Source organism: Pseudomonas sp. SWRI18, from assembly GCF_014268345.1.
GTDB classification, from domain to species: domain Bacteria; phylum Pseudomonadota; class Gammaproteobacteria; order Pseudomonadales; family Pseudomonadaceae; genus Aquipseudomonas; species Aquipseudomonas cedrina.
This window is the reverse complement of record NZ_JACCQQ010000032.1, coordinates 16,197-41,575: the sequence shown is the minus strand read 5'-3', so window position 1 is coordinate 41,575 and position 25,379 is coordinate 16,197. Positions and strand designations below refer to the sequence as shown.

The window sequence follows — 25,379 nt, the reverse complement described above, 5'->3', positions numbered from 1 at the left end:
GCGGTTGGCCAGCCAGCACATCCATTGACTGACCCACCGCATTCGCGAGCAAGCCCGCTCCCACAGTTGGATTAGTGTATAGCCGCCGCTACCGGGGAAATTTCCGACAGCGTTTTGAGGTTGCCCCTAGGAAACTCGATCTCTAGTCTCCGTACACCGCTGCAAACGCAGCGGACGGGCGTCGCGGCCCGGTTTGCTACGGAACAAAGCACCATCTGCCTTTCAGTAAGCGGTTTTTTATCGTCTACTGTGCGGCGCTATGGCGGCTGTGCGCGGGATACCTTCGGGTATGCCGGGTTGTTCCTAGACCGGTCCGCGAACCTGCGTACAGCTGCCACCCTCCATCGCGTCGCGGCGATCAGTGGCAGCTCCACCTTTACCTAGGAACTTCACAATGATCAAACCCACCCCAAATCCCCCACTCGACGCCAACGACGCGCCCGTCGTGCTATTGCGCGTAAAAGACGGCATCCCCACCGAAGACCTGCTGGTCAACCTCACCGAAACACTGGCGTCAGCCCATGCCCTGACCTGCAACTTTGCCTTCGAACTGGACAGCTCGCGGCGCGAAGGCGCATTGGGTGTCGCGCAGTTGATTGAAGTGGCACAGTTACTGGCCGAGCGGGTGCTGGAAGGCGTTGAGCCGTCGACTGCAATTGGCTAGATCAAATCAAACCCACCGGGTGTAAACCGATTCAACTGTGGGAGCTGGCTTGCCTGCGATAGCCATAGGTATCTACACATCTTTATTGAGAGCATGCGAGCATCTGTAGTAAGCGGGCTTGTCCCGCGCTGGGCTGCGAAGCAGCCCCAAACCAGGCGACTTGGATTTATCTGGAACTCGGCGGCGTCTTTATTGGGGCGGCTTCGCCACCCAGCGCGGGACAAGCCCGCTCACTACAGGGACACTTTTCAGTCGTTGAGAGTTGTGTAGATACCTATGGCTATCGCAGGCAAGCCCGCTCCCACAATTTGCCCGTGTTCGACTTGAGACCGAGTTAGAGCTTACGCACGTTCTCGGCCTGTGGCCCTTTGGGCCCCTGGATAACATCAAAATCCACTTTTTGATTTTCATCCAAACTCTTGAAGCCAGGACTTGCAATAGCTGAATAGTGGACAAAAATATCCTCGCCGTCAGTATCGGACGTGATGAACCCAAACCCTTTCTCCGCGTTAAACCACTTCACCGTACCTGTCGCCATGACCGTTCTCCTGCCGTCACTTTCAACGTTTTGCACGGGGCATGCGAATGAGTTTCAGACGAAACGCATAGATGCCCTTGGGGCCATGGATTCTGGAAAACTGCACCCGCTGGCCCTTTCTAAACCAAAGACCTGCCGAGCTCTTCAGATCCAACAGTACCGGCTCTCTTCCGCCGTCCGGTTCGATCAAACCTTCTCCGGTAGTGCGGCTGTAAGATTTGATCGTGCCCGTCACCATTTCCATGATCACCCCCTGCATCTCTTGATTACCTGCGCGCAGTACCTGGCGCCATGGAACCGCAAGGGGCCAACACTGACTACTGTCAAAGTTGACAGGTAGAGGGGGTTTAAGACGAATGGCACGGTGGCAATCCGTGGTTCACTTCATGCATCCGATGACTTTTTGCGCTTGCGCGGTTTTCGCGGCTTGGGAGGGGCTGGCGGGACGTCACTGCATTGAGTGTCGGCCGACTGGACGGCAACCTCTTTGCCATCGCGATCCAGGGCCATAAAGCCGATGCCTTTGACCGCATCAAACCACTTGACCGTAGGCCTATCCATCACCGCCTCCCGAGCCGCGCAGGGCTGCGCGGCTCATCGCTCTATCAAACCCTGCTGGCGGCGTATTGCCTACTGTCAACCTTGACAGGTAGACGCACGACAGCAGGCGCGCGACCGTCAGGAATCGCGACGCAAATCCGGTGGAATCGGCAGGTCTTTGAGCGGATCCGGGCGCTTGCCCTTGCCCGCGCGGTATTGGCGAATCTGATAGACATAGGCCAACACCTGGGCCACGGCCAGGTAAAGCCCGGCGGGGATTTCCTGGTCAAGGTCGGTGGAGTAGAAGATCGAGCGCGCCAGCTCCGGCGACTCCAGCAACAGGATGTCGTTGGCCACGGCGATTTCGCGGATTTTCAACGCGGTAAAGTCACTGCCCTTGGCCAGCAGCATCGGCGCGCCGCCTTTCTCCGGGTCGTACTTGAGCGCCACGGCGTAGTGCGTCGGGTTGGTGATGACCACGTCGGCGTCGGGCACCGCCGCCATCATCTTGCGCTGGGACATTTCGCGCTGCAGCTGGCGAATACGCTGTTTGACCTCGGGCCGGCCTTCGGAATCCTTGTGTTCGTCGCGCACTTCCTGCTTGGTCATCAGCAGTTTCTTGTGGCTTTCCCACAGCTGGATCGGCGCATCCACCGCCGCGATGATGATCAGCCCGGCGGCCATCCACAGCGCACTCCAGCCCACCACCTGCACGCTGTGGATGATCGCCGACTCCAGCGGTTCATGGGCGATCAGCAGCAGGTCGTCGATGTCGGACGACAACACCACCAGCGCCACAAACAGGATCAGGATAAATTTGGCCAAAGCCTTGAGCAGCTCCACCAGGGCCTTGGCGGAAAACATGCGCTTGAGCCCGGCGCCGGGGTTCATGCGGCTGAACTTGGGTGCCATGCTGCCGGCGGCAAACAGCCAGCCGCCAAGGGCGACCGGGCCGATCAGCGCGGCCAGCAGCAAGGTGATCAGAATAGGCTGCACCGCCAGCAGTGCGATCTTGCCCGAGTGCAGCAGGTACTGGCCCATGGCGTCGGGGTTGAGCAGCACTTCGCGGGGCAAGGCGAAGTTGTGCTTCATCAACTCCATCAAGTCCAGCGCCAGGCCGCCGCCATAAATCAGCAAGGCGCCAGCGCCGGCCATCATGGTGGCGACGGTGTTGAGTTCCTTGGAGCGAGCAATTTCGCCCTTTTCCCTGGAGTCCTTTTTGCGTTTCTCCGTGGGGTCTTCTGTCTTGTCCTGACCACTCTCGCTCTCGGCCATGGCTCAGCGCGCCCGTGCCAGATCACGTAAGAACTGCAGGGCGTCAGTCGCCAGCGGTTGATACTGATTGAGAATGTCCGCCAGGCCGACCCAGAAAATCCACATGCCCAACACCAGGGTCAACGGGAAACCGATGGAAAAGATGTTCAACTGCGGCGCCGCGCGGGTCATCACGCCAAAGGCGATATTGATCACCAGCAATGCGGTGATCGCCGGCAGCACCAGCAACAGAGAAGCGCCGAACACCCAGCCCAGGCGCCCGACGATTTCCCAAAAATGGTTGACCACCAGGCCCGAACCCACCGGCAAGGTGGTGAAACTCTCGGTCATCACCTCGAAGGCCACCAGATGGCCGTTCATGGCCAGGAACAGCAAGGTGACCAGCATGGTCAGGAATTGCCCGATCACCGCCGCCGAGACACCGTTGGTAGGGTCGACCATGGACGCGAAGCCCATGCCCATCTGGACCGAGATGATTTGCCCGGCGATCACAAAGGCCTGGAAAAACAGCGAGAGGGAAAAGCCCATGAGTGTGCCGATCAGAATCTGCTCGGCAATCAGCAGTAACGCGCTGAGGTCGATGGCGTTGACTGGGGGCATCGGCGGCAAACCTGGCACGATCACCACGGTAATCGCCACCGCAAAGTACAGGCGCACACGCCGGGGTACCAGGGTCGTGCCGAACACCGGCATGGCCATCAACATGGCCGTGACGCGGAACAGCGGCAGGATGAAGGCAGCCACCCACGTGCTGATCTGGGTGTCGGTCAATGCCAGCAAGGACTGCATCGGGTCAGCCGATCAACTGCGGAATACTGCCGTACAACTGCAGGATGTATTCCATGAAGGTCTGCACCAGCCACGGGCCGGCGACGATCAGCGTGACCAGCATCACCAGCAGGCGCGGCAGGAAGCTCAAGGTCTGTTCGTTGATCTGGGTCGCCGCCTGGAACATCGCCACCAGCAGGCCCACCAACAGGCTGGGCACCACCAGCACCGCGACCATCACGGTGGTCAACCACAGCGCTTCGCGGAACAGGTCGACCGCTACTTCTGGAGTCATGGCCCTATACTCCGCCGAAACTGCCGGCCAGGGTGCCGATAATCAGCGCCCAGCCGTCCACCAGCACAAACAGCATGATCTTGAACGGCAACGAAATGATCAACGGCGAGAGCATCATCATACCCATGGCCATCAGCACGCTCGCCACCACCAGGTCGATGATCAGGAACGGGATGAAGATCATGAAGCCGATCTGGAACGCGGTCTTCAATTCGGACGTGACGAACGCCGGCACCAGGATGGTCAACGGCGCCTGGTCGGGGGTGGCGATGTCGGTCCGCTTGGACAGGCGCATGAACAGTTCCAGGTCGCTGGAGCGGGTCTGCGACAACATGAAGTCTTTGATCGGCACCTGGGCGCGGTCGATCGCCACCTGGGCGGTGATGGTTTCCGCCAGGTACGGCTGCAGCGCTTGTTGGTTCACCTTGTCGAACACCGGCGCCATGATGAACATGGTCAGGAACAAGGCCATGCCGGTGAGGATCTGGTTCGACGGCGTCTGCTGCAGGCCCAGGGCCTGACGCAGGATCGAGAACACGATGATGATCCGCGTGAAGCTGGTCATCAGCATGACAAACGCCGGGATGAAGCTCAGCGCGGTCATGATCAGCAGGATCTGCAGGCTGACCGAATACTCCTGCGCCCCTGCCGCGTTGGTGCCCAGGGTGATCGCCGGGATCGACAACGGGTCGGCGCCAAACGCCAGCGGCGCGGCCAGCAACAGCATGAGCGCCAATAAAACGCGCATTACTTCTTATCCTTCTGATCCTTGCCCAGCAACTCCATCAGGCGCTGGGCGAATTCTGGCGTGGCAGCCTTGGTCTCGGCCACGTCCACCGGCGTCTTGAGCACGTGCAACGGGGTGATGCGGCCGGGGGTGATGCCCAGCAGAATCTGCTCCTCGCCCACTTGCACCAGCACCAGCCGATCGCGCGGGCCGAGGGCACGGGAGCCGATCATTTCGATCACCTGGCCGTTGCCCGCGCCCGCGCTCTGTACGCGGCGCATCAGCCAGGCCAGCGCAAAGATCAAGCCGACCACCAGCAACAGGCCGAGCACCAGTTGGGTCAACTGCCCGCCGACACTGCCCACGGCAGGCGCGGCGGCGGCCTGAGCCACCGGCTCCGCTGCCCAGGCGTCCAACGGCAGCGCGACAAGAAGTGCCACCAGCAACCGTTTCATATCAGCGCAACTTCTTGATGCGTTCGCTCGGGCTGATCACGTCCGTCAGGCGGATGCCGAACTTTTCGTTGACCACGACGACTTCACCGTGGGCGATCAGCGTGCCGTTGACCAGCACGTCCAGCGGCTCGCCGGCCAGGCGATCGAGCTCGATCACCGAACCCTGGTTGAGTTGCAGCAGGTTGCGGATGTTGATTTCGGTGCTGCCGACCTCCATGGAGATCGACACCGGAATGTCGAGGATCACGTCCAGGTTCGGGCCGTCGAGGGTCACCGGGTCGTTGTTCTTCGGCACGCTGCCGAATTCTTCCATGGCCAGGCGGTTGCCGGCCGGCGCGGTGGCGGCGTCGGCGGCCAGCAGCGCGTCGATATCGTCCTGGCCAACATCGCCGGTTTCTTCCAGGGCAGCCGCCCATTCGTCAGCCAGGGCCTGGTCTTCGGCGGAAGTGTTTTCGTGTTCGGTAGCCATTACATGTCCTCGGCGGAGCAAACATTCATAAATTAATTAGGGTGCATCACCGACGGTTGATCGGTTCCACCACTTGCAGCGCCAGGTTGCCCTTGTGGGAACCCAGCTTGACCTTGAATGACGGCACGCCGTTGGCGCGCATGATCATTTCTTCCGGCAATTCGACCGGGATGATGTCGCCCGGCTGCATGTGCAAGATATCGCGCAGGCGCAACTGGCGACGGGCAACCGTGGCGCTCAGCGGTACGTCGACATCCAGCAAGTCTTCGCGCAGGGCCTTGACCCAGCGTTCGTCCTGGTCGTCCAGGTCGGACTGGAAGCCGGCGTCGAGCATTTCGCGCACCGGCTCGATCATCGAGTACGGCATGGTCACGTGCAGGTCGCCGCCGCCGCCATCGAGTTCGATGTGGAAGGTGGACACCACAATGGCTTCGCTGGGCCCGACGATGTTGGCCATGGCCGGGTTCACTTCCGAGTTGATGTACTCGAAACTGACTTCCATGATCGCCTGCCAGGCTTCCTTCAAATCGATGAAGGCTTGCTCCAGCACCATGCGCACCACCCGCAGCTCGGTGGGGGTGAATTCGCGGCCTTCGATCTTGGCGTGACGGCCGTCGCCGCCGAAGAAGTTGTCCACCAGCTTGAACACCAGCTTGGCGTCAAGGATGAACAGCGCGGTGCCGCGCAGCGGCTTGATCTTGACCAGGTTGAGGCTGGTGGGCACGTACAGCGAGTGCACGTACTCGCCGAACTTCATCACCTGCACGCCGCCCACCGCCACGTCCGCCGAACGGCGCAGCATGTTGAACATGCTGATGCGGGTGTAGCGGGCGAAGCGCTCGTTGATCATTTCCAGGGTCGGCATGCGTCCGCGGACGATGCGATCCTGGCTGGTAAGGTCGTAACTTTTGACGCTGCCGGGCTCGGCAGCCGTTTCGGTCTGTACCAGACCGTCGTCGACGCCATGCAACAGCGCGTCGATTTCATCCTGGGACAGCAGGTCTTGCACGGCCATGTCGTGATCCTACTGCAATACGAAGTTAGTGAAGAGCGCCTGCTCGACCACGACTTTGCCGAGTTCCTTCTGGGCCACTTCCTGCACGCTGGCGGTAACCTTCTGACGCAGCATTTCCTGGCCCACCGGCGTGGCGAGTGTGTCGAAGCCCTGGCTTGAAAACAGCATCACCAGGTTGTTGCGGATCACTGGCATATGCACCTTGAGGGCATCCAGGTCCGACTGGTTACGCGCCAGCAAGGTGATGCTCACCTGCAGGTAGCGTTGACGGCCGTTCTGATTGAAGTTGGCGACAAAGGCCGGAAGCATCGGCTCGAAGATTGCCGGTTGCTTGACGTTAGTGGCGGTTTCGGCGGCGGGCGCCGGTTTCGCGGCGCTGCTGTGCATGATGTACCAGGTGCCGCCCACCGAGGCGCCAATGGCCAGGAGCAGGCCCACGACTATCATCAGGATAAGCTTGAGCTTGCCTTTGCCCGCCGGTGGTTTTGCTGCTGCGTCGTCGCTCTTCGCCATGCCAATAATCCGTCACTATTCGGGGATTCATAGATCTACGGGAAGGCAAGAGCAAGTGTTATGCCAGAGTTGTCTGGGCTATCTGCAAGAGGACCACGAAATTCGCCACACCACAGGTCCCCTGTGGGAGCGGGCTTGCTCGCGAATGCGGTGAGTAGTGAGCGGGCTTGCCCCGCGCTGGGTGGCGAAGCCGCCCCAAACCAGGCGACTCGGTTCTACCTGGAGGTCGGCGGTGTTTTTATTGGGGCCGCTTCGCACCCCAGCGCGGGGCAAGCCCGCTCACTACAGGCCACTATCGCAGGCAAGCCAGCTCCCACATGGCGGAGTTTCGACAGCAATCAGGCGTAGTAATCGACGGCGCTGGAACCGACCACGGTGGAGGTCACCGGCGTTACCGCTTCGGCCACATCGATGGCGTTGCCGCTGTCGCCGTTATCGCCACCCCGCCCGCCGCCACTCACGCCACGGGTCTGGGCCTGTTGTTGCTGCTCCTGGCCGCGGGACTGGTCGGACACATTTACATCCACTTGCCCCATGCCCTGCTGGGCAAACATTTCGCGCAAGCGGCCGGACTGGCTTTCCAGGGCTTCACGCACCACCGGATGCGCGCTCATGAAGTTGACCTGGGCCTGCTGGTCGGCGGTCATGTTGACCTTGATGTCCAGGCGGCCGAGTTCAGCCGGTTGCAACTGGATCTCCGCCGACTTGAGGTTGGCGCTGGACAGGTACATCACGCGGTTGACGATCTCGTCGGTCCAACCGCTCTGATGCATGGCCAACGGTGCGTTGGCTACCGGCGGCAAGGCATTGGCGGTTTTCGGCGTGGCGGCCTGGGTCAACGCGGCCAAGCGATTGGCGAAGTCGTCGACTCGGGTATCGCTGCTGGCGTTCTTCAGGTCCTTGAGGCCGTCTTCGATCAGCCCGCTGAAGGCTTTGTCGCCGCCCTCGGTGCTGTCCTTGGTGGCTTGCTGGTCGACCATGGTGGCCATGCCGGCAGCGAAATTCTGCGCGGCGGTCGGTTGATCCAGAGTCGACGGCGGCGCGGTTTTCGCCGTCGCCTGGCTGCTGGCCGACACGTGCCCACCCTGCTCCATCGCCAGGCGTACAGCCGGCATGGCGTCCAGGGGATCGGCTTGCGGATCGAAGGTTGGCTTGGCCGGCTCGGTCGCAATGATCGGCGTCGCCACCACCGGCAGGGCCTGGTCATCGGTGGCGGCGACGGGCACCGTGGTCTCCACAGGAACCGGCACGGCCACCGGGGTCACGCTGGCGATCAACGCCGGGTCGACTACCGGATCAACCGGGGGCAGTTGTACCAGGCTCGGGTCGACAGCTGCGTCGTCATCGCTGCTGGCACTGTCATCGGTCTTGGCCGGCGGGCTGGCAGGCAAGGTATTGCCGCTATCGGCAACCGCTGGCGTACCGGCGGCAGGCTTGTCGCCGCCCGCCACAGGTTTGGCGCTGGCGTCGGCCGGCTTGTCCCGCGTGGGTTTGGCCGCGCTGTCGTCGGCCTTGGCGCTGGGCTTGGGACCCTGGCTGGCAAACACTTGAGCGAAGCCAGGGCCCTTGTCCCGTGGGTCCGCAGCGGCTGCCGGCGGGTTGACGGCGGGCGCTTGAGGCTTGGCCGCGGGGGCAGCCTGAAGGAGCGAATTCGGGGCGACTGGCATAGGTAAAGGTCTCCACTGCATGGGGATCGGGGATGCAGTACGAAGAGATAGAGCAAGAGTCGGGCCAGGTTGATCGTTCCCATGCTCCGCGTAGGAACGATCATTGGGTCAGAGCTGAAAGCGCTGGCGCTCGGACTCATACAGCGGCCTGACCAACGCAAACTCCTGATCAATCTGGTCCACCAACGCCCCAAGTTCCGCAGCGGGACCGGCGGACTCCTCTTCAAGCTGCTGGCACAGTTGCGTCAGCCGCACCGCGCCGAGGTTTCCACTGCTTCCCTTGAAACTATGCGCGATCAGCCCCAACGCCTTGGCGTCATCGCGCGCCTTGCGCAGGGCCTCGACGCGCTTCTGGGAATCATCAAGAAAGGTCTCGAGCAGCTTGGGATACTCGCTTTCCATGACCTCCTGCAAACTTGACAACACGTCGGGGTCCAGATGTAGATCAACCACTTGCTCGCTCCTTGATCAAGAATCGGTGGATTATGCCAGAGCCTCCCAGGAAAACTCTACGCAGACACGACGCCCGCCTTCGGACCAGCGTACCGCGCTGCACAGTTCGCGCACCAGGCTCAAACCCCGGCCAGACAGGCGGTCGATGTCCTGCGGCCGCGCCAGTACGTGCTCCACGTCAAAGCCCGGCCCGCTGTCTTCGACACACAGGCTCAGGCGACCGCCCGCCTCCGTGGGCAGCACCTGCACCTGCACGCGCACGTGACCACTGCTCAATTGCGTCAGGCGCTCATTGCGCTGGCGATAATACTCGGCGAACCCCTGGGCATCGCGCTTGAGCCGCGAATCCAGGCCCAGCACGCCATGTTCCAGCGCATTCGAATACAGCTCGGCCATCACGCTGTAGAGCGCCCCGCTCTGCTCACGCAACCCGTGGATCTCCAGCAGCAGTTGCAGCAGGTACGGCAACGGGTTGTAGCGTTTCAAGGTTTCGGCACGAAACTCGAAGTTCGCCGACCAGTTCAGCGGAGAGGACTGCCCACTGTCGGCGTACAACGGCCCCGCCGCGCGAAGCGACTGGCCGGCCTGGAGGGTGATTTCCAGCATGCTCACGTCATCGCGCGCCTCACCTCGAAACGCCGCCAGGGCCTGCTCGATCTCGTCAAATAACCGATCAGGCTCGCGATTGGCGGCGAACACCTGCTGCAAGCGCTCTGCGCCAAACAGCTGATCATCAGGGCCGGCCGTCTCCAGCACACCGTCGGAGAGCAGGAACACCCGGTCGCCCAAGGCCATGGGCCAGACTTCGGTGCGATCATCAAAGGCCTCGGCCGACAGCACGCCCAGGGGCAAATGCCGCGATTCCAGCGGCGTGCGCTTGCCGCTGGCAATTTCATGTACATAGCCTTCAGGCATGCCGCCGTTCCACACCTCCACCACGCGCCGCTGCGTGCTCAGGCACAACAGCGTGGCGCAGCAGAACATGTCCACGGGCAGGATGCGCTTGAGCTTGGCGTTCATCTCGCGCAGGGTCTGCGCCAGGCCGTAGCCCTTGGCAGTCATGCCGTAGAAGACTTCTGCCAGGGGCATGGCGCCCACTGCGGCCGGCAGGCCGTGGCCGGTGAAATCACCGAGCAGCACGTGCATGTCACCGGAAGGCGTGTAGGCCGCCAACAGCAAGTCGCCGTTGAACAGCGCATAGGGCGATTGCAGGTAGCGGATGTTCGGCGCGGCATTGATGCAGCCCGAATGCGCGACCTTGTCGAACACCTCCTTGGCCACCCGCTGCTCGTGCAGCAGGTAGTCGTGATGCTTGGCGATCAGGTCACGCTGCTCCAGGACCGTGGCCTGCAACCGACGCAAGCGGTCCATGGCATTGATCTTGGCCGCCAGGATCAGCGGATTGTAGGGCTTGGGCAAAAAGTCATCGCCGCCGGCATCCAGGCACTCGGCCAGGTCGGCGCTTTCGCGCAACGAGGTGAGGAAAATGATAGGAACCAGCGCTTCACCGGCCAACTGCTTGATCCATCGCGCGGCGGCGAAGCCATCCATCACCGGCATCAAGGCATCCATCAACACAAGCTGCGGACGCTCGCGGGCGAATACCTCAACGGCTTGCTCGCCGTTGGTGGCGGTGAGTACCTGATGGCCCTGGCGGCGCACGATGGTCGACAGCAGCAGCAGGTCGGCGGCGCTGTCTTCGGCGATCAGGATCGTCAGCGTCTCGAGGGGGGCCAGGACGCTCAATTGATGTCGAACAGCTTATCGAAGTTGGAGATCGCCAGAATCTTGCGCACGTCGGCGTTGCAGTTGATCACACTGACATCCGACTCATCGCCGCCGGCGTGGTCCCGCAGCAACAGGAGCATGCCCAAGGCAGAACTGTCGATGTAGGTAGTTTCCTTCAAGTTGACGACATAGGCTTCAGGCACCTTATAGAACCGCTCGTAGGCTTCACGAAAGGCCTGGTGGCTACCGAAATCGAACCGGCCCTTGATGGCGATCGTCAACTTCTTCCCGTCCAGGGAGACTTCTGACTCGATTGACATGCGACTGCTTCCTTGTCATTGGCGATGAAGGAAGGTTTAGCAGGTGAACTGAATGTGGGCAACACGACGAAGCAAATGTGGGAGCTGGCTTGCCTGCGATTGCGGTGGGTATCTACACAACTTTCAGAGGCTGACTTCACCCCCTGTGGGAGCTGTCGAGCTTTAGCGAGGCTGCGAAAGCGGTGGGTCAGGCGAAAAAAATGCCAGCAGTGCCGCCGCCTTCGCAGCCTCGCTGGGGCTCGACAGCTCCCACATTTTGAACCGAGTTCAACATGAATACCGGTCGGCTCTAAGGCCGCCGCGCTTTGTTTTTGATCTTGATCTGGGGCGCCCCGTCAACCACGCTGGCCGTAATTCGATATTGATTTGGGGGGTAAACCGGCAGGACGCCGGTTTAGCCGCCCCGCGCCATGGATGGCGCGTGGCGGCGGCCCCCCAAATCAATGTCGGATTACGGGCATGCCGAGCCTAGGCGAGGCACCGAGTGGTGGGGCGAAGCGTTTTGGGTTACTTTTTGCGCTCTTCAAAAAGTGACCCGCCGTAAGGGCGGAACCCTAAGCCGCCGTTACCGCAGCAACGGATATGTACTCGGTCAAACCCAAAAAACGGTCGGCCCGTAGGCCGCCCTCGCCACACACCGTCGAAAGTTGTGTAGATACCTATGCTGCGATTGCGGTGGGTCAGCTTGCTCATCTGGCACTGATACATCGCTATCGCAGGCAAGCCAGCTCCCACATTTGACGGAGCCGGCAGTTAGAATTGGGACTGGCGTGGCAGCCGTTGTGACAGCTCGTCCAGCAGCTTCTGCTCGCGCTTGTCTTCCAGCGCCCTGGCCTCGTCGATGTAGCGCTGCACCAGCTTGCGCAGCCCTTCGACACGGGCGAACGCCTGTTGCCAACTTTCGCGGGCTTTATCCAGGTTGTTCTGGTGCCATGCCAGGCTCTGGCGTTGCTGGCCGACGGCGGTTTCCAGCTGGTTGAGAAAGCCCTGGTAACCCATCAGCCATTGGCCCGACACGCCTTTGGCACCACGGTCGATCCATTGCTGCTGGTACTCACTGCGAAAACGCTCCAGGTCGCCCAGCTTGCTTTCGGCCAGGCGCACCTGGCCCTGGAAGTAGCCCAGGCGTTGCACGGCGGTTTTCTCGGCCTTCTCGGCCATGTCCACCACCGGAGCCAGGCGCGCAGCGCGGCTGTTGGCCATGGCTTAGCCGCCCGGCGCGGGCGCGAAGATCGACTGCAGGTGCGCTTCGCTTTCGCCCATGCTGATCTTGTCGTTGAGGCCCTGGCGCAGGTAGGTCACCAGTTGCGGTTGCAGGGCGATGGCCAGGTCGGTCTCGCGATCACCACCGGCCACGTAGGCACCGACGCTGATCAAGTCGCGGCTCTGCTGGTAGCGCGACCACAACTGCTTGAATTGTTGCGCACGGGCCATGTGCTCCGGGGTGACCACCGCCGGCATCACCCGGCTGATGGACGCTTCGATGTCGATGGCCGGGTAATGCCCTTCCTCGGCCAGCCGCCGCGAGAGCACGATGTGGCCGTCGAGCACGCCCCGCGCCGAGTCGGCAATCGGGTCCTGCTGGTCATCGCCTTCGGACAGCACGGTGTAGAACGCGGTGATCGAGCCACCGCCGGCCTCGGCGTTACCGGCGCGCTCCACCAGCTTGGGGAGTTTGGCGAACACCGACGGCGGATAACCCTTGGTCGCCGGCGGTTCGCCAATGGCCAGGGCGATTTCCCGCTGGGCCTGGGCGAAACGCGTGAGCGAGTCCATCAGCAACAGGACGTTCTTACCCTTGTCACGAAAATATTCGGCGATGCGCGTACAGTACATGGCGGCGCGCAGGCGCATCAGCGGTGCATCGTCCGCCGGCGAAGCAACCACAACCGAGCGCTTGAGGCCTTCTTCACCGAGGCTGTGCTCGATGAACTCCTTCACTTCGCGGCCTCGCTCGCCGATCAGCCCCACCACAATGATGTCGGCCTCGGTAAAGCGCGTCATCATGCCCAGCAACACCGATTTACCCACGCCGGTACCGGCGAACAGGCCCAGACGCTGGCCGCGGCCGACCGTCAATAAACCGTTGATGCTGCGAATGCCCACATCGAGCGGCTGGCTGATGGGGTTGCGGTTGAGCGGGTTGATGGTGGGGCCGTCCATCGGCACCCAGTCTTCGGCCTTCATGCCGCCCTTGCCGTCCAGCGCGCGGCCGGCGCCGTCGAGCACGCGGCCGAGCATGCTCATGCCCATCGGCAGGCGGCCAGTGTCGGCCAACGGCACCACGCGGGCGCCGGGCGCGATGCCGGCGATACTGCCCACCGGCATCAGGAAAATCTTATTGCCGGAAAAACCCATCACTTCGGCTTCGACCTGCACCGGATGGTAGCTGTCGTCGTTGATCACCATGCAGCGGCTGCCCATGGCGGCGCGCAGGCCCTCGGCTTCAAGGGTCAGGCCGACCATGCGCAACAGGCGCCCCTCGAGGATCGGTTGGCCGGGCAACTGCGTGGCGTCGGTGTAACCGCTCAAGCGCCTGGCGAAGCTGGTGCGATCAAGGCGCATCGGCGGCGTCCAGGTCCAGGCTCAGGTCGGGCTCGGCCGGGTTCAATACCTGCTCGTGGGCTTGGTCCAGCAGCTTGGCCATGATCTGGCTGATGCGGGTTTCCACCGTGGCATCGATGCGGCTGTGCTCGGTCTCGACACGGCAGCCACCCGGCTGCAAGGCGGCGTCTTCGACGATGCGCCAGGTTTCTTCATGGCGCTCGCGCAGGGCTTTGACCTGTTCGAAGTCCTGCGGGTTGATGTACAGCCGCACATTGCCGACGCCCAGGGGCAGCAGCTTGAGCGCTTCGCGCATGACGCTTTCGATCTGGCTGGAGTCGAGCACCAGCTCACGCTGGATCACCTGGCGAGCGATGTGCTGCACCAGGCCGACCATGGCTATTTCGATCTGTGAATCCTGCTCGGCGATAGGGTCGAACAAACCGCCCATCAAGCGCTCCAGGCTGGCCAGCTTGACGCTCAGCGCCGCCTCGGCTTCCTGGCGCACCTTGAGGGTGGTGCTGCGAAAACCGTCTTTCTCACCGGCGGCGAAGCCTTCGTTGTAGGCCTCCTGGCGGATGCTTTCCAACTCTTCCAGGGTCAGTGGCTGGACTTCGTCCAGCGGCACCTCCTCCATTTCCACCGGCGGCTCGATCACCGGTTCCGGCTCGGGCTCCGGCACGTGCGGATCGAAGCTGGGCAACGACCAGATGTCGAACCCGCCGACGTCGCGGGCGCGAATCAGGTCGCTGGGTGCCTCATCTTTGCTCGACATCACAGGCGCCTTAAATCATTTCTTCGCCGCCCTTCCCACCGAGAACGATTTCTCCGGCTTCGGCCATACGGCGGGCAATGGTGAGGATTTCCTTTTGTGCGGTTTCCACGTCGCTGACGCGCACCGGGCCCTTGGCTTCCAGGTCGTCGCGCAACAGTTCCGAGGCACGCTTGGACATGTTCTTGAAGATCTTTTCCTTGACGCCTTCGTCCGAACCCTTGAGGGCCAGCACCAGCACATCGGAGGACACTTCGCGCAGCAGCGCCTGGATGCCACGGTCGTCGACATCGGAGAGGTTGTTGAACACGAACATGAGGTCTTCGATCTGGCCGGACAGGGTGTCGTCGATCTCGCGGATCGAGTCCATCAACTGGCCTTCGACCGAGCTGTCGAGGAAGTTCATGATGTCCGCCGCACGCTTGATACCGCCCAGGGTGGTACGCGAGGCGTTCGAGTTGCCGGAGAACTGCTTCTCCAGGATGGTGTTCAATTCTTTCAAGGCCGCCGGCTGCACGGTGTTCAGCGACGACACGCGCAGGATGATGTCCAGGCGCACTTTATGGTCGAAGTGGCCGAGGACTTCACCGGCCTGGTCCGGATCGAGGTACGCCACCACGATCGCCTGGATCTGCGGGTGCTCGTAGCGGATCACGTCGGCGACGGCGCGTGGCTCCATCCATTTCAGGCTGTCGAGGCCGCTGGTGTTGCCACCGAGCAGGATGCGGTCGATCAGGCCGTTGGCCTTGTCTTCGCCCAGCGCCGAGGTGAGCATCTTGCGGATGTAGCTGTCGGAGCCGACGCCCAGGCTGGTCTGGTCGCCGACGATCTCGACGAACTCGCTCATCACCTGCTCGACTTGCTCGCGGTGCACATTGCGCATCTGCGCCATGGCCACGCCGACGCGCTGGACCTCTTTGGGGCCCATGTGACGCAGCACTTGGGCGGCATCGGTTTCACCCAGGGACAGCAGCAGCACGGCGGCTTTGTCGACCTTGGAGAGCTTGGCAACTGCGGCTCGATCACTCATCTGCGTTAATCCACTCTTTCACGACCTGGGCCACACGGCCCGGGTCTTCTGCCACCAGACTCTTGATTGCGTTCAACTGCGCGTCATAGCCTTCGCTCGGGCTCGGCAACAGGATGCTTTGCGGGCCGCCGAGGCTGACGCGGTCGTTGGCCAGTTCGCCGTCCAGGCCGCCCATGCCGCCCAACTCGACGTCGCTGCCACCAAAGGCCGCCAGTTGCTTGTTCTTGCCGTTGCCGGTGATGTTGTTGAGCACCGGACGCAGCACACCGAACACCAGTACCAGGATGAACAACACCCCCAGCACTTGTTTGACGATGTCCCAGAACCATGGCTGCGTGTAGAACGCGGCTTCGGCGATGACTTCGCCACGCTCGGCGGAGAACGGCATGTTGATCACGCTGACGCTGTCGCCACGGCTGGCGTCGAAACCGACGGCGTCCTGCACCAGGCGGGTGAAGCGCGCCAATTCGTCGGCGCTCCACGGCGCACGGGTGACCGCGCCGTCAGCGGCATTGACCTTGACCTGGTCATCGACCACCACCGACACCGACAGGCGATTGACGCGGCCTTGCTGCTGCTTGACGTGGCTGATGGAACGGTCGAGCTCGAAGTTCTTGGTGGACTGGTTACGCTTGTCCGCCGGGTACGGTGCGAGCATCGGCTGGCCGGTGGCCGGGTCCATGATCTGCTGGCCGTTGGCGTCCAGCAAAGGCTGGCCAGGCTGGATCGCGGCCGCCGCGGCAGCGCCCGCGCCACCGGTGGTCTGCGGCGCCGAGGCCGGGGATGGCGGCTGGTTGCTCAGGGCCCCCGGCACGCCTTGCGGCGGGCCATTGGCGGCGGTGCGCTGTTCGCTGGTGGACTGCTCGCTGCGCAGCGCCGGCTGGTCCGGGTTGAACTGCTCGGATGTCGACTCGACGGCGCTGAAGTCCACGTCGGCGGACACTTCAGCCTTGTAGCGGTCGTTGCCCAATACCGGCTGCAGGATGTTGTGCACACGCTGGGTGAGCATGCTTTCCATGCGGCGGCTGTAATCGAACTGCTTGCCGGCCTGGGTCAATGCCGAGTTTTCCGCCATGTCGGACAGTAGGTTGCCCTTCTGGTCGACCACGGTGATCTGCGACTTGCTCAATTCAGGCACGCTGGTGGCGACCAGGTTGATGATCGCCAGAACCTGGCCAGGCTCCAGGGAGCGGCCGGAGAACAGTTCCACCAGGACCGAGGCGCTGGGCTTGCGCTCGTCGCGCACGAACACCGAACTTTTCGGAATGGCCAGGTGCACGCGGGCGCCCTTGACGTTATTCAGGCTGGAGATGGTGCGTGCCAGTTCGCCTTCCAGGCCACGACGGTAGCGGGTGGCTTCCATGAACTGGCTGGTACCCAGGCCCTGGTCCTTGTCGAGGATCTCAAAACCGATGTTGGCGTCGGACGGGGTCACGCCGGCGGCGGCCAGCTTCATGCGCGCACGGGCCACGTCATCGGCCTTGACCAGCAAAGCGCCGGAGTTGGGCTCCACGGTGTAGGCGATGTCGGCGGCGGCGAGGGTTTCCATGATCTGCTTGGAATCCATGCCCGCCAGGCTGCCGTACAGCGGCCGGTAATCGGGTTGCTGCGACCACAACACCACGGCAAAACCAATCGCCACGCTGGCAGCCAGGCCAACCATCAGGCCCACCTGACGCAACATGGTCATTTCCGAGAGGTTTTCCAGGAACGACAGGCCAAACAGCGGCGGCTTGCCGTCTGCCTTGGCGGGTACGTTGTCCACGACTGCTTCTGCCATGACTTAAATCTCGTCCTTAAACCGGCATCTGCATGATGTCTTGATAGGCCTGCACCAGCTTGTTACGCACCTGGGTCAAGGCCTGAAAGGACACGCTGGCTTTTTGCGAGGCGACCATCACGTCGGTGAGGTCCACGCCGCTCTTACCGATCTCGAACGCATTGGCCAACTGGCTGGACGCTTGTTGGGTGTCACTGACTTTATTGATGGCCGAACCGAGCATGTCGGCAAAACTGCTCTGGCCCAGTTGCGGCACCTGCGCGACGGATTTCGGCTGAGCCATGGCATCCATTTGCATGGAGCGCATATCCAACATCAACCGATTGAATTCAATACCCTGGCTCATGACCTTCTCTCTCCGACAACCCGCAAATTTTTGACACTACGCAGCGATTACTAAGGGAGGTAGCAACAAGGGTGCCAGCTCTGGTTCAGCTCGTAAGAAAAGGCGACAAACCTTGTCGGCCTTTTTACCGCCATAGTGACGTTCAGAGGCTGGCGAGCTCCCCTTGTGGCGAGCGGGCTTGCCCCGCGTTGGGCTGCGAAGCAGCCCCAATGAAGACGAATGCGGTGTATCAGACATTCCTCTGCGCCTGGCTTTGGGGCTGCTTCGCAGCCCAACGCGGGGCAAGCCCGCTCGCCACAACATGCCCGCTCGCCACAGAAACCCTGCTCAGCGGGATTTCAGCGTCGGGCCAAGGGTGCGTGCGGTCAGGTGGCGAACAGATACGCTTCCACATCCATCCCGGCGTCGCGCATCTGCGCCAGCTTGTAGCGCAGGGTGCGCGGGCTGATGCCCAGGCGCTCGGCGGCCTCTTTGCGGCGGCCGCGCTCGGCGCGCAGGGTGTCGATGATCATCTGGAATTCGCGGCGACGCAGGTCGTCGCCCAGGGCACCGGCGGACTCCGCCTCCGCCACCGGCGGCGCGGGCGCCAGCGTTGGCAAGGGCGCCGCGCCGCTGCCCATGGCCAGGCAGAAATCCTGGGGTTGGATCAGGCCGCCCTGTTGCAGGATCAGCGCGCGCTGGATCGCGTTGTCCAGCTCGCGCACATTGCCCGGCCATGGATAGGCGATCAGGCACGCCTGGGCCTCGGCGGACAGGCGCGCCTGGGCATGCTTCATTTTTTTGACGTGGTTATTCAACAGGCGCTCGGCCAGCGGAATGATGTCCGCCGGGCGCTCGCGCAACGGGCGCCAGGCCAGGGGGAACACCGACAGCCGGTAGAACAGGTCTTCACGAAAGCGCCTCGCCGCCACTTCGCCCGCCAGGTCGCGGTTGGTGGTGGCGACCACGCGGATATCCAGCTGGATCGGCTTGCGCGCGCCGACGCGTTCCACTTCGCGCTCCTGCAGCACGCGCAGCAGCTTGGCTTGCAGGCCCAGGGGCATTTCCGAAATTTCATCGAGCAGGATGGTGCCGCCGTCGGCCTGTTCGAACTTGCCCGCCTGGGCCGCGATGGCGCCGGTGAACGAGCCTTTTTCATGGCCGAACAACGTGGCTTCGAGCATGTTGTCGGGGATCGCCGCGCAGTTGATCGCGATAAACGGCTGTTTGGCACGGGTCGATTGCTGGTGAATGTAACGCGCCAGCACCTCCTTGCCGGTGCCCGACTCGCCGGAGATCAACACGGTGGAATCGCTGCGCGCCACGCGGGCCGCCAGCTCCAGCAATTGTGCGCTGGCCGGTTCGAAGGCAATCGGGCCCTCGCCTTCAGTGGCCGGGATAACGCCCAGGGCATGCCGCGCGACCAGCTCGATCAGCGCCTTGGGTTCGAACGGCTTGACCAGGTAATCCGCCGCGCCTTGGCGCATCGCGTCGACCGCGCGCTCCACGGCGCCATGGGCGGTCATCAACAGCACCGGCAACTGCGGCTGGCGCGCACGCAGCAGGCCGAGCAACTGGTGACCATCCATGCCAGGCATGTTCACGTCGCTGACCACCAGGCTGAAGGACTCCTGCTCCACCGCTTCCAAGGCGTCCTCGGCAGAACCGACCGCCCGGTAGTCATGGCCCGCCAACAGCAGCGTGTCAGCCAATGCTTCACGCAGGGCGCGATCGTCTTCCACCAACAGAACCTTGATAGCCATATCCTCGTTACTCCGCGCTTGCCGCGCATGAAAACAGCGGCAAGGTCATCAATGCACAGGTGCCACGCCCCAGGCGCGAATGCAGCTGCAATTCTCCCTGATGCGCACGTGCCACAGCCTTGACCACGGTCAGGCCCAGGCCGGTGCCGTTGGTCTTGGTGGTAAAAAACGGCTCGCCCAAGCGGCGCAGCACCGCAGGTTCTATACCGCTGCCGCTGTCGCTGATGCACAGGCGCAGGGTCTGCCCACGGTTGTACAGGTGCACCTTGAGCCGCGCGCCGGTGCCGCTGGCCTGGGTGGCGTTTTCGATCAGGTTGAGCAGTGAACCCACCAGCGTGTCGCGGTTGCACAGCAGTTCACCGAGGTGGCTGTCGCACTGCCAGCGCACCTGGGCCTCTTGAATATGGGTGGCGGCAGCCGCTTGCAGGGCCTGCATCAACTCGGCCGGCGTGATGCGTTCGGTCAGCGGCAATTCGCCACGGGCGAACACCAGCATGTCGCGCACCTGGTGCTCCAGCTCATGCAGGCGCTCCTTGAGGCGACCGGCAAAGCGCTGGTGGGTGGCGGCGGGCAGTTGCTCGTCAGTCAAATGACTGGCGTAGATCAGCGCGGCCGACAGTGGCGTGCGGATCTGGTGCGCCAGGGAAGCGACCATGCGCCCCAGCGACGACAACCGCTCGTGGCGTGCCAACTGGTCTTGCAGGTGCCGGGTTTCAGTCAGGTCGTTGAGCAGCACCAACTGGCCCGGCTCCGCGTCCAGGGAACGGGTAGCGATGGACAAGCGGCGGCCGTCCTTGAGGGAAATTTCATGGCCGTCGTCTTCACGCGGCGCAAAGCAGCGAGTGATCACATGGCGCCACAGCTGCCCTTCCAGCGGCAGGCCGAGCATGTCGCAGGCGGCCGGGTTGGCTTCGCGCACGCGGCCCTCTTCATCGATGACGATCACGCCGCCCGGCAACAGCGAGAGCAGGTTTTGCAGGCGGTTGGCCAGGCGTTCCTTCTCGGCCAGCTCTTCCATGCGTTGGGCGCTGACCACGGCCAGCTCGCCCTTGAGCTCGGACACCCGCGCCTCGAGCAGGCTGTAGGAGTCGGTCAGTTGGCTCGACATCTGGCTGAACTGCGAGAACGCGTGTTCAAGCCCCTGGCGGGCCAGCGGCTCTACAGACGGAATGAGCCCCGGGATGACAGGGGTCGAAGCTACTTGGGCGGCGTGGGGCATCATGCTCTCTCGCTTGGCTGACCGTCAGTTAAACGGAACGTTGCGAGGGCTGTAGCAATACTTGTGCCGAAAAAAAACCGCTGATAAATCAGCGGCTTGAAAAACAGGCGTCAATCATCCGCCTGTTCATCACCTTCTTTGCGGCTCATGCCGTACTTGCGCATCTTCTCCACCAGGGTGGTGCGGCGGATGCGCAAGCGCTCGGCGGCACGCGCGACGATGCCGTTGGCGTCGTCCAGGGCCTGCTGGATAAGGCCTTGCTCCAGGTTGCCGAGGTAGTCCTTCAGGTCCAGGCCTTCGGGCGGCAGCATGGCGGTGGAACCGAAGTCCGGCGTGTGGCCGTTGATGGCGACCCGCTCTTCCAGGTCGCTGCGCAGGCTGTCGACCAGTTGCTCGTCTTCGTCGTCGACGTAGCGGAATTTCTTCGGCAACTCGACCACGCCGATCACACCGTAGGGGTGCATGATCGCCATGCGCTCCACCAGGTTGGCCAGCTCACGCACGTTGCCCGGCCAGCCGTGGCGGCACAGGGACATGATCGCGGCGGAGTTGAAACGGATCGAGCCGCGCTTTTCGTGTTCCATGCGCGAGATCAGTTCGTTCATCAGCAGCGGGATGTCTTCCACGCGCTCGCGCAGCGGGGCCATCTCGATCGGGAAGACGTTGAGGCGGTAATACAGGTCTTCGCGGAAGCTGCCGACCTCAATCATGCTTTCGAGGTTCTTGTGGGTCGCCGCGATGATGCGCACGTCGACGCTCTGGGTCTTGTTGCTGCCCACGCGCTCGAAGGTGCGCTCCTGCAACACGCGCAGCAGCTTGACCTGCATCGGCAGTGGCATATCGCCGATTTCATCAAGGAACAGCGTGCCGCCGTTGGCCAGCTCAAAGCGCCCGGCACGGCTGGTGATCGCCCCGGTAAAGGCGCCCTTCTCGTGGCCGAACAATTCGCTTTCGAGCAGCTCCGCCGGGATCGCCCCGCAGTTGACCGGCACAAAGGGCCCATCGCGGCGCTTGGAGTGATAATGCAGGTTGCGCGCGACCACTTCCTTGCCGGTGCCGGACTCGCCGAGGATCAGCACGCTGGCGTCGGTGTCGGCCACTTGCTGCATCATCTGGCGTACGTGCTGGATGGCGCGGCTGGTGCCCACAAGGCTGCGGAACAGGTTGGGTTCGCGGTGGCGACCGCGCTCACGGGCCTGGTCGTACATCTCGCGATAGACCTGGGCACGGTGCAGGGAATCGAGCAACTTGCTGTAGCTGGGCGGCATTTCCAGGTTAGAAAGCACGCGGCGGCGCTGGTCTTCCGGCAGGTCGACAGAAGAAATATCGCCCATCAGCAACACCGGAAGGAACTCATCCCAGGTAGACAGTGTCTTTAACAAGCCCAAAACAGCGCCAGGAGCGTTTACCGTCCCGATCAGCACACAGATGACTTCACGGCTCGATGACAACGAGCTGACAACCTGCTGCCAATCATGGCTGCCACAGGGCAAATTTTCTTCGCCAAGAAAATTTAAAATCACCGCCAAATCGCGGCGGCGGACGCTATCGTCATCGATCAGCAGAATTTTGGTTTCACGCCACATGCAATAGCAACTTCCCTAGTAAAACTTCCTGCCCGGTGAGAGCAATCGAGACGGCTGTAGGACTTCTTACTCTATAGACGTCTGAAATCTTAAAACAGCACTAGTTAAGTCAAAAAAGCTGGCACGGTCAAATTTATGACGCGCCGGTCGGATTAACTGCGTCTGCTTCAACCGAACAGATGGTAGACCTTTGACGCGTTTTTCGCTTGGTTGATCTGCGACATCTCTTCGAAAATCGCCTGGCGCTCGCCCGTCGTCACTTCAAGCAGCTGCTGGTACACCGTCAACAGGCTCTCCAGCTTCTCGCGCAGCGCATCTTCATCCACCGGCACTTCGCTGAGCACCTCGTCAATCACGCCACGACAGCCCATGTCCAGTTCGCCGATGGCGTCCCAGTTACGGTCCGCCAGCGCGCCGATCAGCGCCTCACGGGTTTCATCAATGCGTTGCAGTGCTTGGCTCATGACGTGTTCCTCAAGGCCTAAGGCCTTATTCTGCCGCTGCCTGTGGCGCCGCGATGGCGTCCCAGCCTTCTTTTACAGTGATCAGCAAACGCGCCACTTCGTCGATCATGTCGGCGTCGTTATGCAGGTTCGCTTCCATCAGTCGGTTGGTCATATAGGCATACAAACTTTCCAACTGCTGGACGTAAGCCGGGTTATCACTCTTCTCTGCATCCAGGCCGTCACGCAGGCCGATCACGATATCGATCGCCTTGCCGAGCATCAGGCCCTTGGCCGCGATGTCACCACGCGCCAACGCGCCTTTGGCCTGGGCCATGCGGTCCAGCCCGCCTTCCATCAGCATCTGCACCAGGCGATGCGGGCTGGCTTCGGAGATCTGAGCATGGGAATTGACCTTCTGGTATTGGCGAAGGGCTCTCATGGGATTCATGTTTCTACCTCGTGACAGGCGACAGCGAAAAGGAATTCAGTAACCAATATGTCGACTGGCCCGCAAAAAGCTTTAGGGCCAGTCGTCAACGATCAAAAAAAGGCCAGACAAGTGTCTGGCCGTTATCCACTCAAGGGATCAATTATTGGTCTTTGGATTGTTCAAAGCATTGAGCGTGGTCATGACGCTGGTGCTTTGCTGGCGCAATTGAGCGACCAGGGTGTCCATGGCGTTGTATTTGGCGGAGAGGCTGCTGGTGAGCAGGGTCATGCGCTCTTCCAGGGCCGCTTGCTGCTTGCCGATGTCTCTCAACGAATCCGATAGAGATGACGAGCGCGTGGCCAAAACGCCAGTGGTGGCCTTGGCGTAGTCTTCGGTAGCAGTTTTCATGCGCGCCAGCATACCGGTGGGGCCGGTGAACATACTGTTGATATCGGCCGCGTTGGTCTTCACCGCCGCGTCCCACTTCTTATCATCCAGCGTCAGCAAACCCGTGGTGGAACTGGTCGTCATACCAAACTGAGCCAGGGACTTGAGCTGGCCTGTCCCGGAGAGCATGTTGAACTCGTTGCGAATCGCAGACTGCAGCGAGCGCATGGTTGAATCGCCGGTCAGGGTCGCCGGGGTCGTGCTGCCATCCGCGTTCTTGGTGACCTTGGTTTCTGCGTTTATGGCGGTCATCAGCGCATTGTAGGTATCCAGGAAACCCTTCACGCCGGACTTGAGTGCCGTGTTGTTGGTGCTGACGGTAATAAGCGTGGCAGTGCGCCCAGAGGCAGGATCATTGGCAATCTTGGTCGGCGAAACCGCGACCAGCGTGATGTCCACGCCACTCAAGGCGCCCGTGATGGTGTTGCTCTTGGAAACAGCCGGAATGCCATCGATGCTGTATTCGGCATCTTTGGGTGGGTCGACCACGGTCGCACCGACATCGAGCCCGGAGTTGCCGGACAGGGTGATATCCGAACCGGTCCCCATCTTGGTGGACGTCAGGATCAACCGCGAACCGTTCGAGTCGGTGAGAATGTTGGCACTCAGGCCCGCAGTCGAAAACTGCGTATTGATCGAGTCACGCACCTGCTGCAAGGTCGCGCCGGCAGGTATGCTCAGGTCGTAGCTCTTGTCAGACTGGGTAATGGTCAGCTTGGTCGCCGTGCCAGTGGCATTGACCACCGAAGCGGTACCATTCTTGAACGTGGTGGTCGACAGCTTCGACGCCTGGGCGAGCTGATCGATGATCAGACGGAAACTGCCATTGGACGCCGTATTGCTGGCCTTCATGGTGGCGACTTTTTCATCCGAGGACGAGCCGGTCAACCCAGTGAAACTGCTGTCCTTGGCCATTGTGTCCAGGGCGCCACGGAAGGCATCCAGCGCCGCCTGAATCTTGCCGATCGAAGACAGCTGAGTGGTTGCCTTCGCAGAAGCGGTATTGATCTGCGATTGCTTGGGCACCTTTTCGGCATCGACCAAGGCAGTCACGATCTTTTGCGTATCGATGTTCGAACCGATACCACTTATGGTTGGACCTGCCATCTTCGTCTCTCCTGTTCGGTGGCTGCCGTTATCTTGACTTATGACGCCTCAAGACAGGACAGCAACAAATTTCATGCCAGCTCAGACCTTGTCGTCAAACAACAAGTGGCTTGCGCTGGAAAGGTTCTGGGCCAGTTTCAATGCTGTTTCCGACGGAATCTGGCGAATCACTTCACCGCTATCGGTGGCGATGACCTTGACCACCACACGATGGGTGGAGTCATCGATTGAAAAGTCCAGTTTACGCTCGGACGCTTGTACGAATTCGCGAATATCAGTAACTGCTTTTTCCAGGTCGGCACGCTCAGGCTCTTTGCCTGCGGGCGCAACTTCCTGAACCTTGGCAACGCTCTTGTCGGCGATCACCTGCACAGGTGCGCCTTGGGGGGCAACCGGCGGATAAGACTGGTTCAGCTTTACACTCATGTCCATGTCCAATCTCCTCTAAACCGAAAAAACGGAAGGGCACGTAGACGCGCCCTTCCGTTAGTTACCAAGCGCTG

General features: G+C 61.8%; 28 protein-coding genes. 1 reads left to right on the top strand and 27 read right to left on the bottom strand.

The features are described 5' to 3' along the window. The first annotated feature begins 394 nt into the window (after positions 1 to 394). Positions 395 to 664 carry a hypothetical protein gene (locus tag H0Z09_RS25345; protein WP_186694359.1) on the top strand — a complete coding sequence of 90 codons (270 nt, stop codon included), beginning with the start codon at positions 395 to 397 and terminating at the stop codon, positions 662 to 664. Positions 665 to 998: 334 nt separating this feature from the next. Here H0Z09_RS25345 and H0Z09_RS25340 read toward each other — a convergent pair whose 3' ends face one another. From H0Z09_RS25340 to H0Z09_RS25210, 27 genes are all read right to left on the bottom strand, one after another. Then, complete coding sequence (locus tag H0Z09_RS25340) at positions 999 to 1,202, bottom strand: cold-shock protein (protein ID WP_186694357.1); 204 nt, start codon at positions 1,200 to 1,202, stop codon at positions 999 to 1,001. Positions 1,203 to 1,224: 22 nt separating this feature from the next. Next, positions 1,225 to 1,446: a cold shock domain-containing protein gene (locus H0Z09_RS25335; RefSeq protein ID WP_186694355.1), complete on the bottom strand. Its 222-nt coding sequence runs from the start codon at positions 1,444 to 1,446 to the stop codon at positions 1,225 to 1,227. 434 nt (positions 1,447 to 1,880) lie between these two features. After that, entirely contained in the window at positions 1,881 to 3,017 is a 1,137-nt protein-coding gene (flhB, locus tag H0Z09_RS25330) for a flagellar biosynthesis protein FlhB (RefSeq protein ID WP_169377170.1), read from the bottom strand. 3 nt (positions 3,018 to 3,020) lie between these two features. Further along, positions 3,021 to 3,806: a flagellar biosynthetic protein FliR gene (fliR, locus tag H0Z09_RS25325; protein ID WP_076952996.1), complete on the bottom strand. Its 786-nt coding sequence runs from the start codon at positions 3,804 to 3,806 to the stop codon at positions 3,021 to 3,023. A gap of 4 nt (positions 3,807 to 3,810) precedes the next feature. After that, a complete protein-coding gene (gene fliQ, locus H0Z09_RS25320; RefSeq protein WP_010208761.1) occupies positions 3,811 to 4,080 on the bottom strand; it encodes a flagellar biosynthesis protein FliQ in 270 nt (89 codons plus the stop codon). 4 nt (positions 4,081 to 4,084) lie between these two features. Further along, on the bottom strand, positions 4,085 to 4,828 hold the full coding sequence (gene fliP / locus H0Z09_RS25315) for a flagellar type III secretion system pore protein FliP (protein WP_076952995.1): 744 nt from the start codon (positions 4,826 to 4,828) through the stop codon (positions 4,085 to 4,087). After that, positions 4,828 to 5,262: a flagellar biosynthetic protein FliO gene (gene fliO / locus H0Z09_RS25310; RefSeq protein ID WP_076952994.1), complete on the bottom strand. Its 435-nt coding sequence runs from the start codon at positions 5,260 to 5,262 to the stop codon at positions 4,828 to 4,830. The genes fliP and fliO overlap by 1 nt, the downstream gene beginning before the upstream one ends. Position 5,263: 1 nt before the next feature. Beyond that, on the bottom strand, positions 5,264 to 5,731 hold the full coding sequence (fliN, locus tag H0Z09_RS25305) for a flagellar motor switch protein FliN (RefSeq protein ID WP_076952993.1): 468 nt from the start codon (positions 5,729 to 5,731) through the stop codon (positions 5,264 to 5,266). Between the two features lie 46 nt (positions 5,732 to 5,777). Continuing rightward, positions 5,778 to 6,746 carry a flagellar motor switch protein FliM gene (fliM, locus tag H0Z09_RS25300; RefSeq protein WP_076952992.1) on the bottom strand — a complete coding sequence of 323 codons (969 nt, stop codon included), beginning with the start codon at positions 6,744 to 6,746 and terminating at the stop codon, positions 5,778 to 5,780. Between the two features lie 9 nt (positions 6,747 to 6,755). Next, positions 6,756 to 7,259, bottom strand: coding sequence for a flagellar basal body-associated protein FliL (gene fliL, locus H0Z09_RS25295; RefSeq protein WP_186694353.1), 504 nt, complete (start codon positions 7,257 to 7,259; stop codon positions 6,756 to 6,758). A gap of 338 nt (positions 7,260 to 7,597) precedes the next feature. Further along, positions 7,598 to 8,926, bottom strand: a complete 1,329-nt coding sequence (locus H0Z09_RS25290) for a flagellar hook-length control protein FliK (RefSeq protein ID WP_186694351.1) — start codon at positions 8,924 to 8,926, stop codon at positions 7,598 to 7,600. A gap of 108 nt (positions 8,927 to 9,034) precedes the next feature. After that, positions 9,035 to 9,379 (bottom strand): Hpt domain-containing protein, encoded by a 345-nt coding sequence (locus H0Z09_RS25285; protein WP_076952989.1) that lies wholly within the window; start codon positions 9,377 to 9,379, stop codon positions 9,035 to 9,037. A gap of 30 nt (positions 9,380 to 9,409) precedes the next feature. Further along, positions 9,410 to 11,125: a fused response regulator/phosphatase gene (locus tag H0Z09_RS25280; protein ID WP_186694349.1), complete on the bottom strand. Its 1,716-nt coding sequence runs from the start codon at positions 11,123 to 11,125 to the stop codon at positions 9,410 to 9,412. After that, positions 11,122 to 11,427, bottom strand: a complete 306-nt coding sequence (locus tag H0Z09_RS25275) for an STAS domain-containing protein (RefSeq protein WP_186694347.1) — start codon at positions 11,425 to 11,427, stop codon at positions 11,122 to 11,124. Before H0Z09_RS25275 ends, H0Z09_RS25280 begins: the two co-directional genes overlap by 4 nt. 753 nt (positions 11,428 to 12,180) lie before the next feature. Further along, entirely contained in the window at positions 12,181 to 12,630 is a 450-nt protein-coding gene (gene fliJ / locus H0Z09_RS25270; RefSeq protein ID WP_076952986.1) for a flagellar export protein FliJ, read from the bottom strand. Positions 12,631 to 12,633: 3 nt separating this feature from the next. Continuing rightward, positions 12,634 to 13,992, bottom strand: coding sequence for a flagellar protein export ATPase FliI (fliI, locus tag H0Z09_RS25265; protein WP_076952985.1), 1,359 nt, complete (start codon positions 13,990 to 13,992; stop codon positions 12,634 to 12,636). Continuing rightward, a complete protein-coding gene (gene fliH / locus H0Z09_RS25260) occupies positions 13,982 to 14,746 on the bottom strand; it encodes a flagellar assembly protein FliH (protein WP_186694345.1) in 765 nt (254 codons plus the stop codon). The genes fliI and fliH overlap by 11 nt, the downstream gene beginning before the upstream one ends. A 10-nt stretch (positions 14,747 to 14,756) precedes the next feature. Beyond that, positions 14,757 to 15,773 (bottom strand): flagellar motor switch protein FliG, encoded by a 1,017-nt coding sequence (gene fliG / locus H0Z09_RS25255; RefSeq protein ID WP_076952983.1) that lies wholly within the window; start codon positions 15,771 to 15,773, stop codon positions 14,757 to 14,759. Beyond that, positions 15,766 to 17,553: a flagellar basal-body MS-ring/collar protein FliF gene (gene fliF, locus H0Z09_RS25250; RefSeq protein ID WP_076952982.1), complete on the bottom strand. Its 1,788-nt coding sequence runs from the start codon at positions 17,551 to 17,553 to the stop codon at positions 15,766 to 15,768. Before fliF ends, fliG begins: the two co-directional genes overlap by 8 nt. A 16-nt stretch (positions 17,554 to 17,569) precedes the next feature. Beyond that, complete coding sequence (gene fliE, locus H0Z09_RS25245; protein ID WP_076952981.1) at positions 17,570 to 17,899, bottom strand: flagellar hook-basal body complex protein FliE; 330 nt, start codon at positions 17,897 to 17,899, stop codon at positions 17,570 to 17,572. A gap of 365 nt (positions 17,900 to 18,264) precedes the next feature. Continuing rightward, complete coding sequence (locus H0Z09_RS25240; RefSeq protein ID WP_186694343.1) at positions 18,265 to 19,641, bottom strand: sigma-54 dependent transcriptional regulator; 1,377 nt, start codon at positions 19,639 to 19,641, stop codon at positions 18,265 to 18,267. 7 nt (positions 19,642 to 19,648) lie between these two features. Further along, entirely contained in the window at positions 19,649 to 20,860 is a 1,212-nt protein-coding gene (locus tag H0Z09_RS25235) for an ATP-binding protein (RefSeq protein WP_186694363.1), read from the bottom strand. A 110-nt stretch (positions 20,861 to 20,970) separates the two neighbouring features. Continuing rightward, the gene (locus H0Z09_RS25230; RefSeq protein WP_186694341.1) at positions 20,971 to 22,446 is read right to left on the bottom strand and encodes a sigma-54 dependent transcriptional regulator; all 1,476 of its coding nucleotides are present in this window, start codon (positions 22,444 to 22,446) and stop codon (positions 20,971 to 20,973) included. Between the two features lie 167 nt (positions 22,447 to 22,613). Then, on the bottom strand, positions 22,614 to 22,910 hold the full coding sequence (locus H0Z09_RS25225; protein WP_169374639.1) for a flagellar protein FliT: 297 nt from the start codon (positions 22,908 to 22,910) through the stop codon (positions 22,614 to 22,616). Between the two features lie 25 nt (positions 22,911 to 22,935). Continuing rightward, positions 22,936 to 23,340, bottom strand: a complete 405-nt coding sequence (gene fliS / locus H0Z09_RS25220) for a flagellar export chaperone FliS (protein WP_076952977.1) — start codon at positions 23,338 to 23,340, stop codon at positions 22,936 to 22,938. 138 nt (positions 23,341 to 23,478) lie between these two features. Then, a complete protein-coding gene (fliD, locus tag H0Z09_RS25215; RefSeq protein WP_186694339.1) occupies positions 23,479 to 24,876 on the bottom strand; it encodes a flagellar filament capping protein FliD in 1,398 nt (465 codons plus the stop codon). An 81-nt stretch (positions 24,877 to 24,957) separates the two neighbouring features. Further along, entirely contained in the window at positions 24,958 to 25,308 is a 351-nt protein-coding gene (locus tag H0Z09_RS25210; RefSeq protein WP_186694337.1) for a flagellar protein FlaG, read from the bottom strand. Between the last annotated feature and the right edge of the window lie 71 nt (positions 25,309 to 25,379).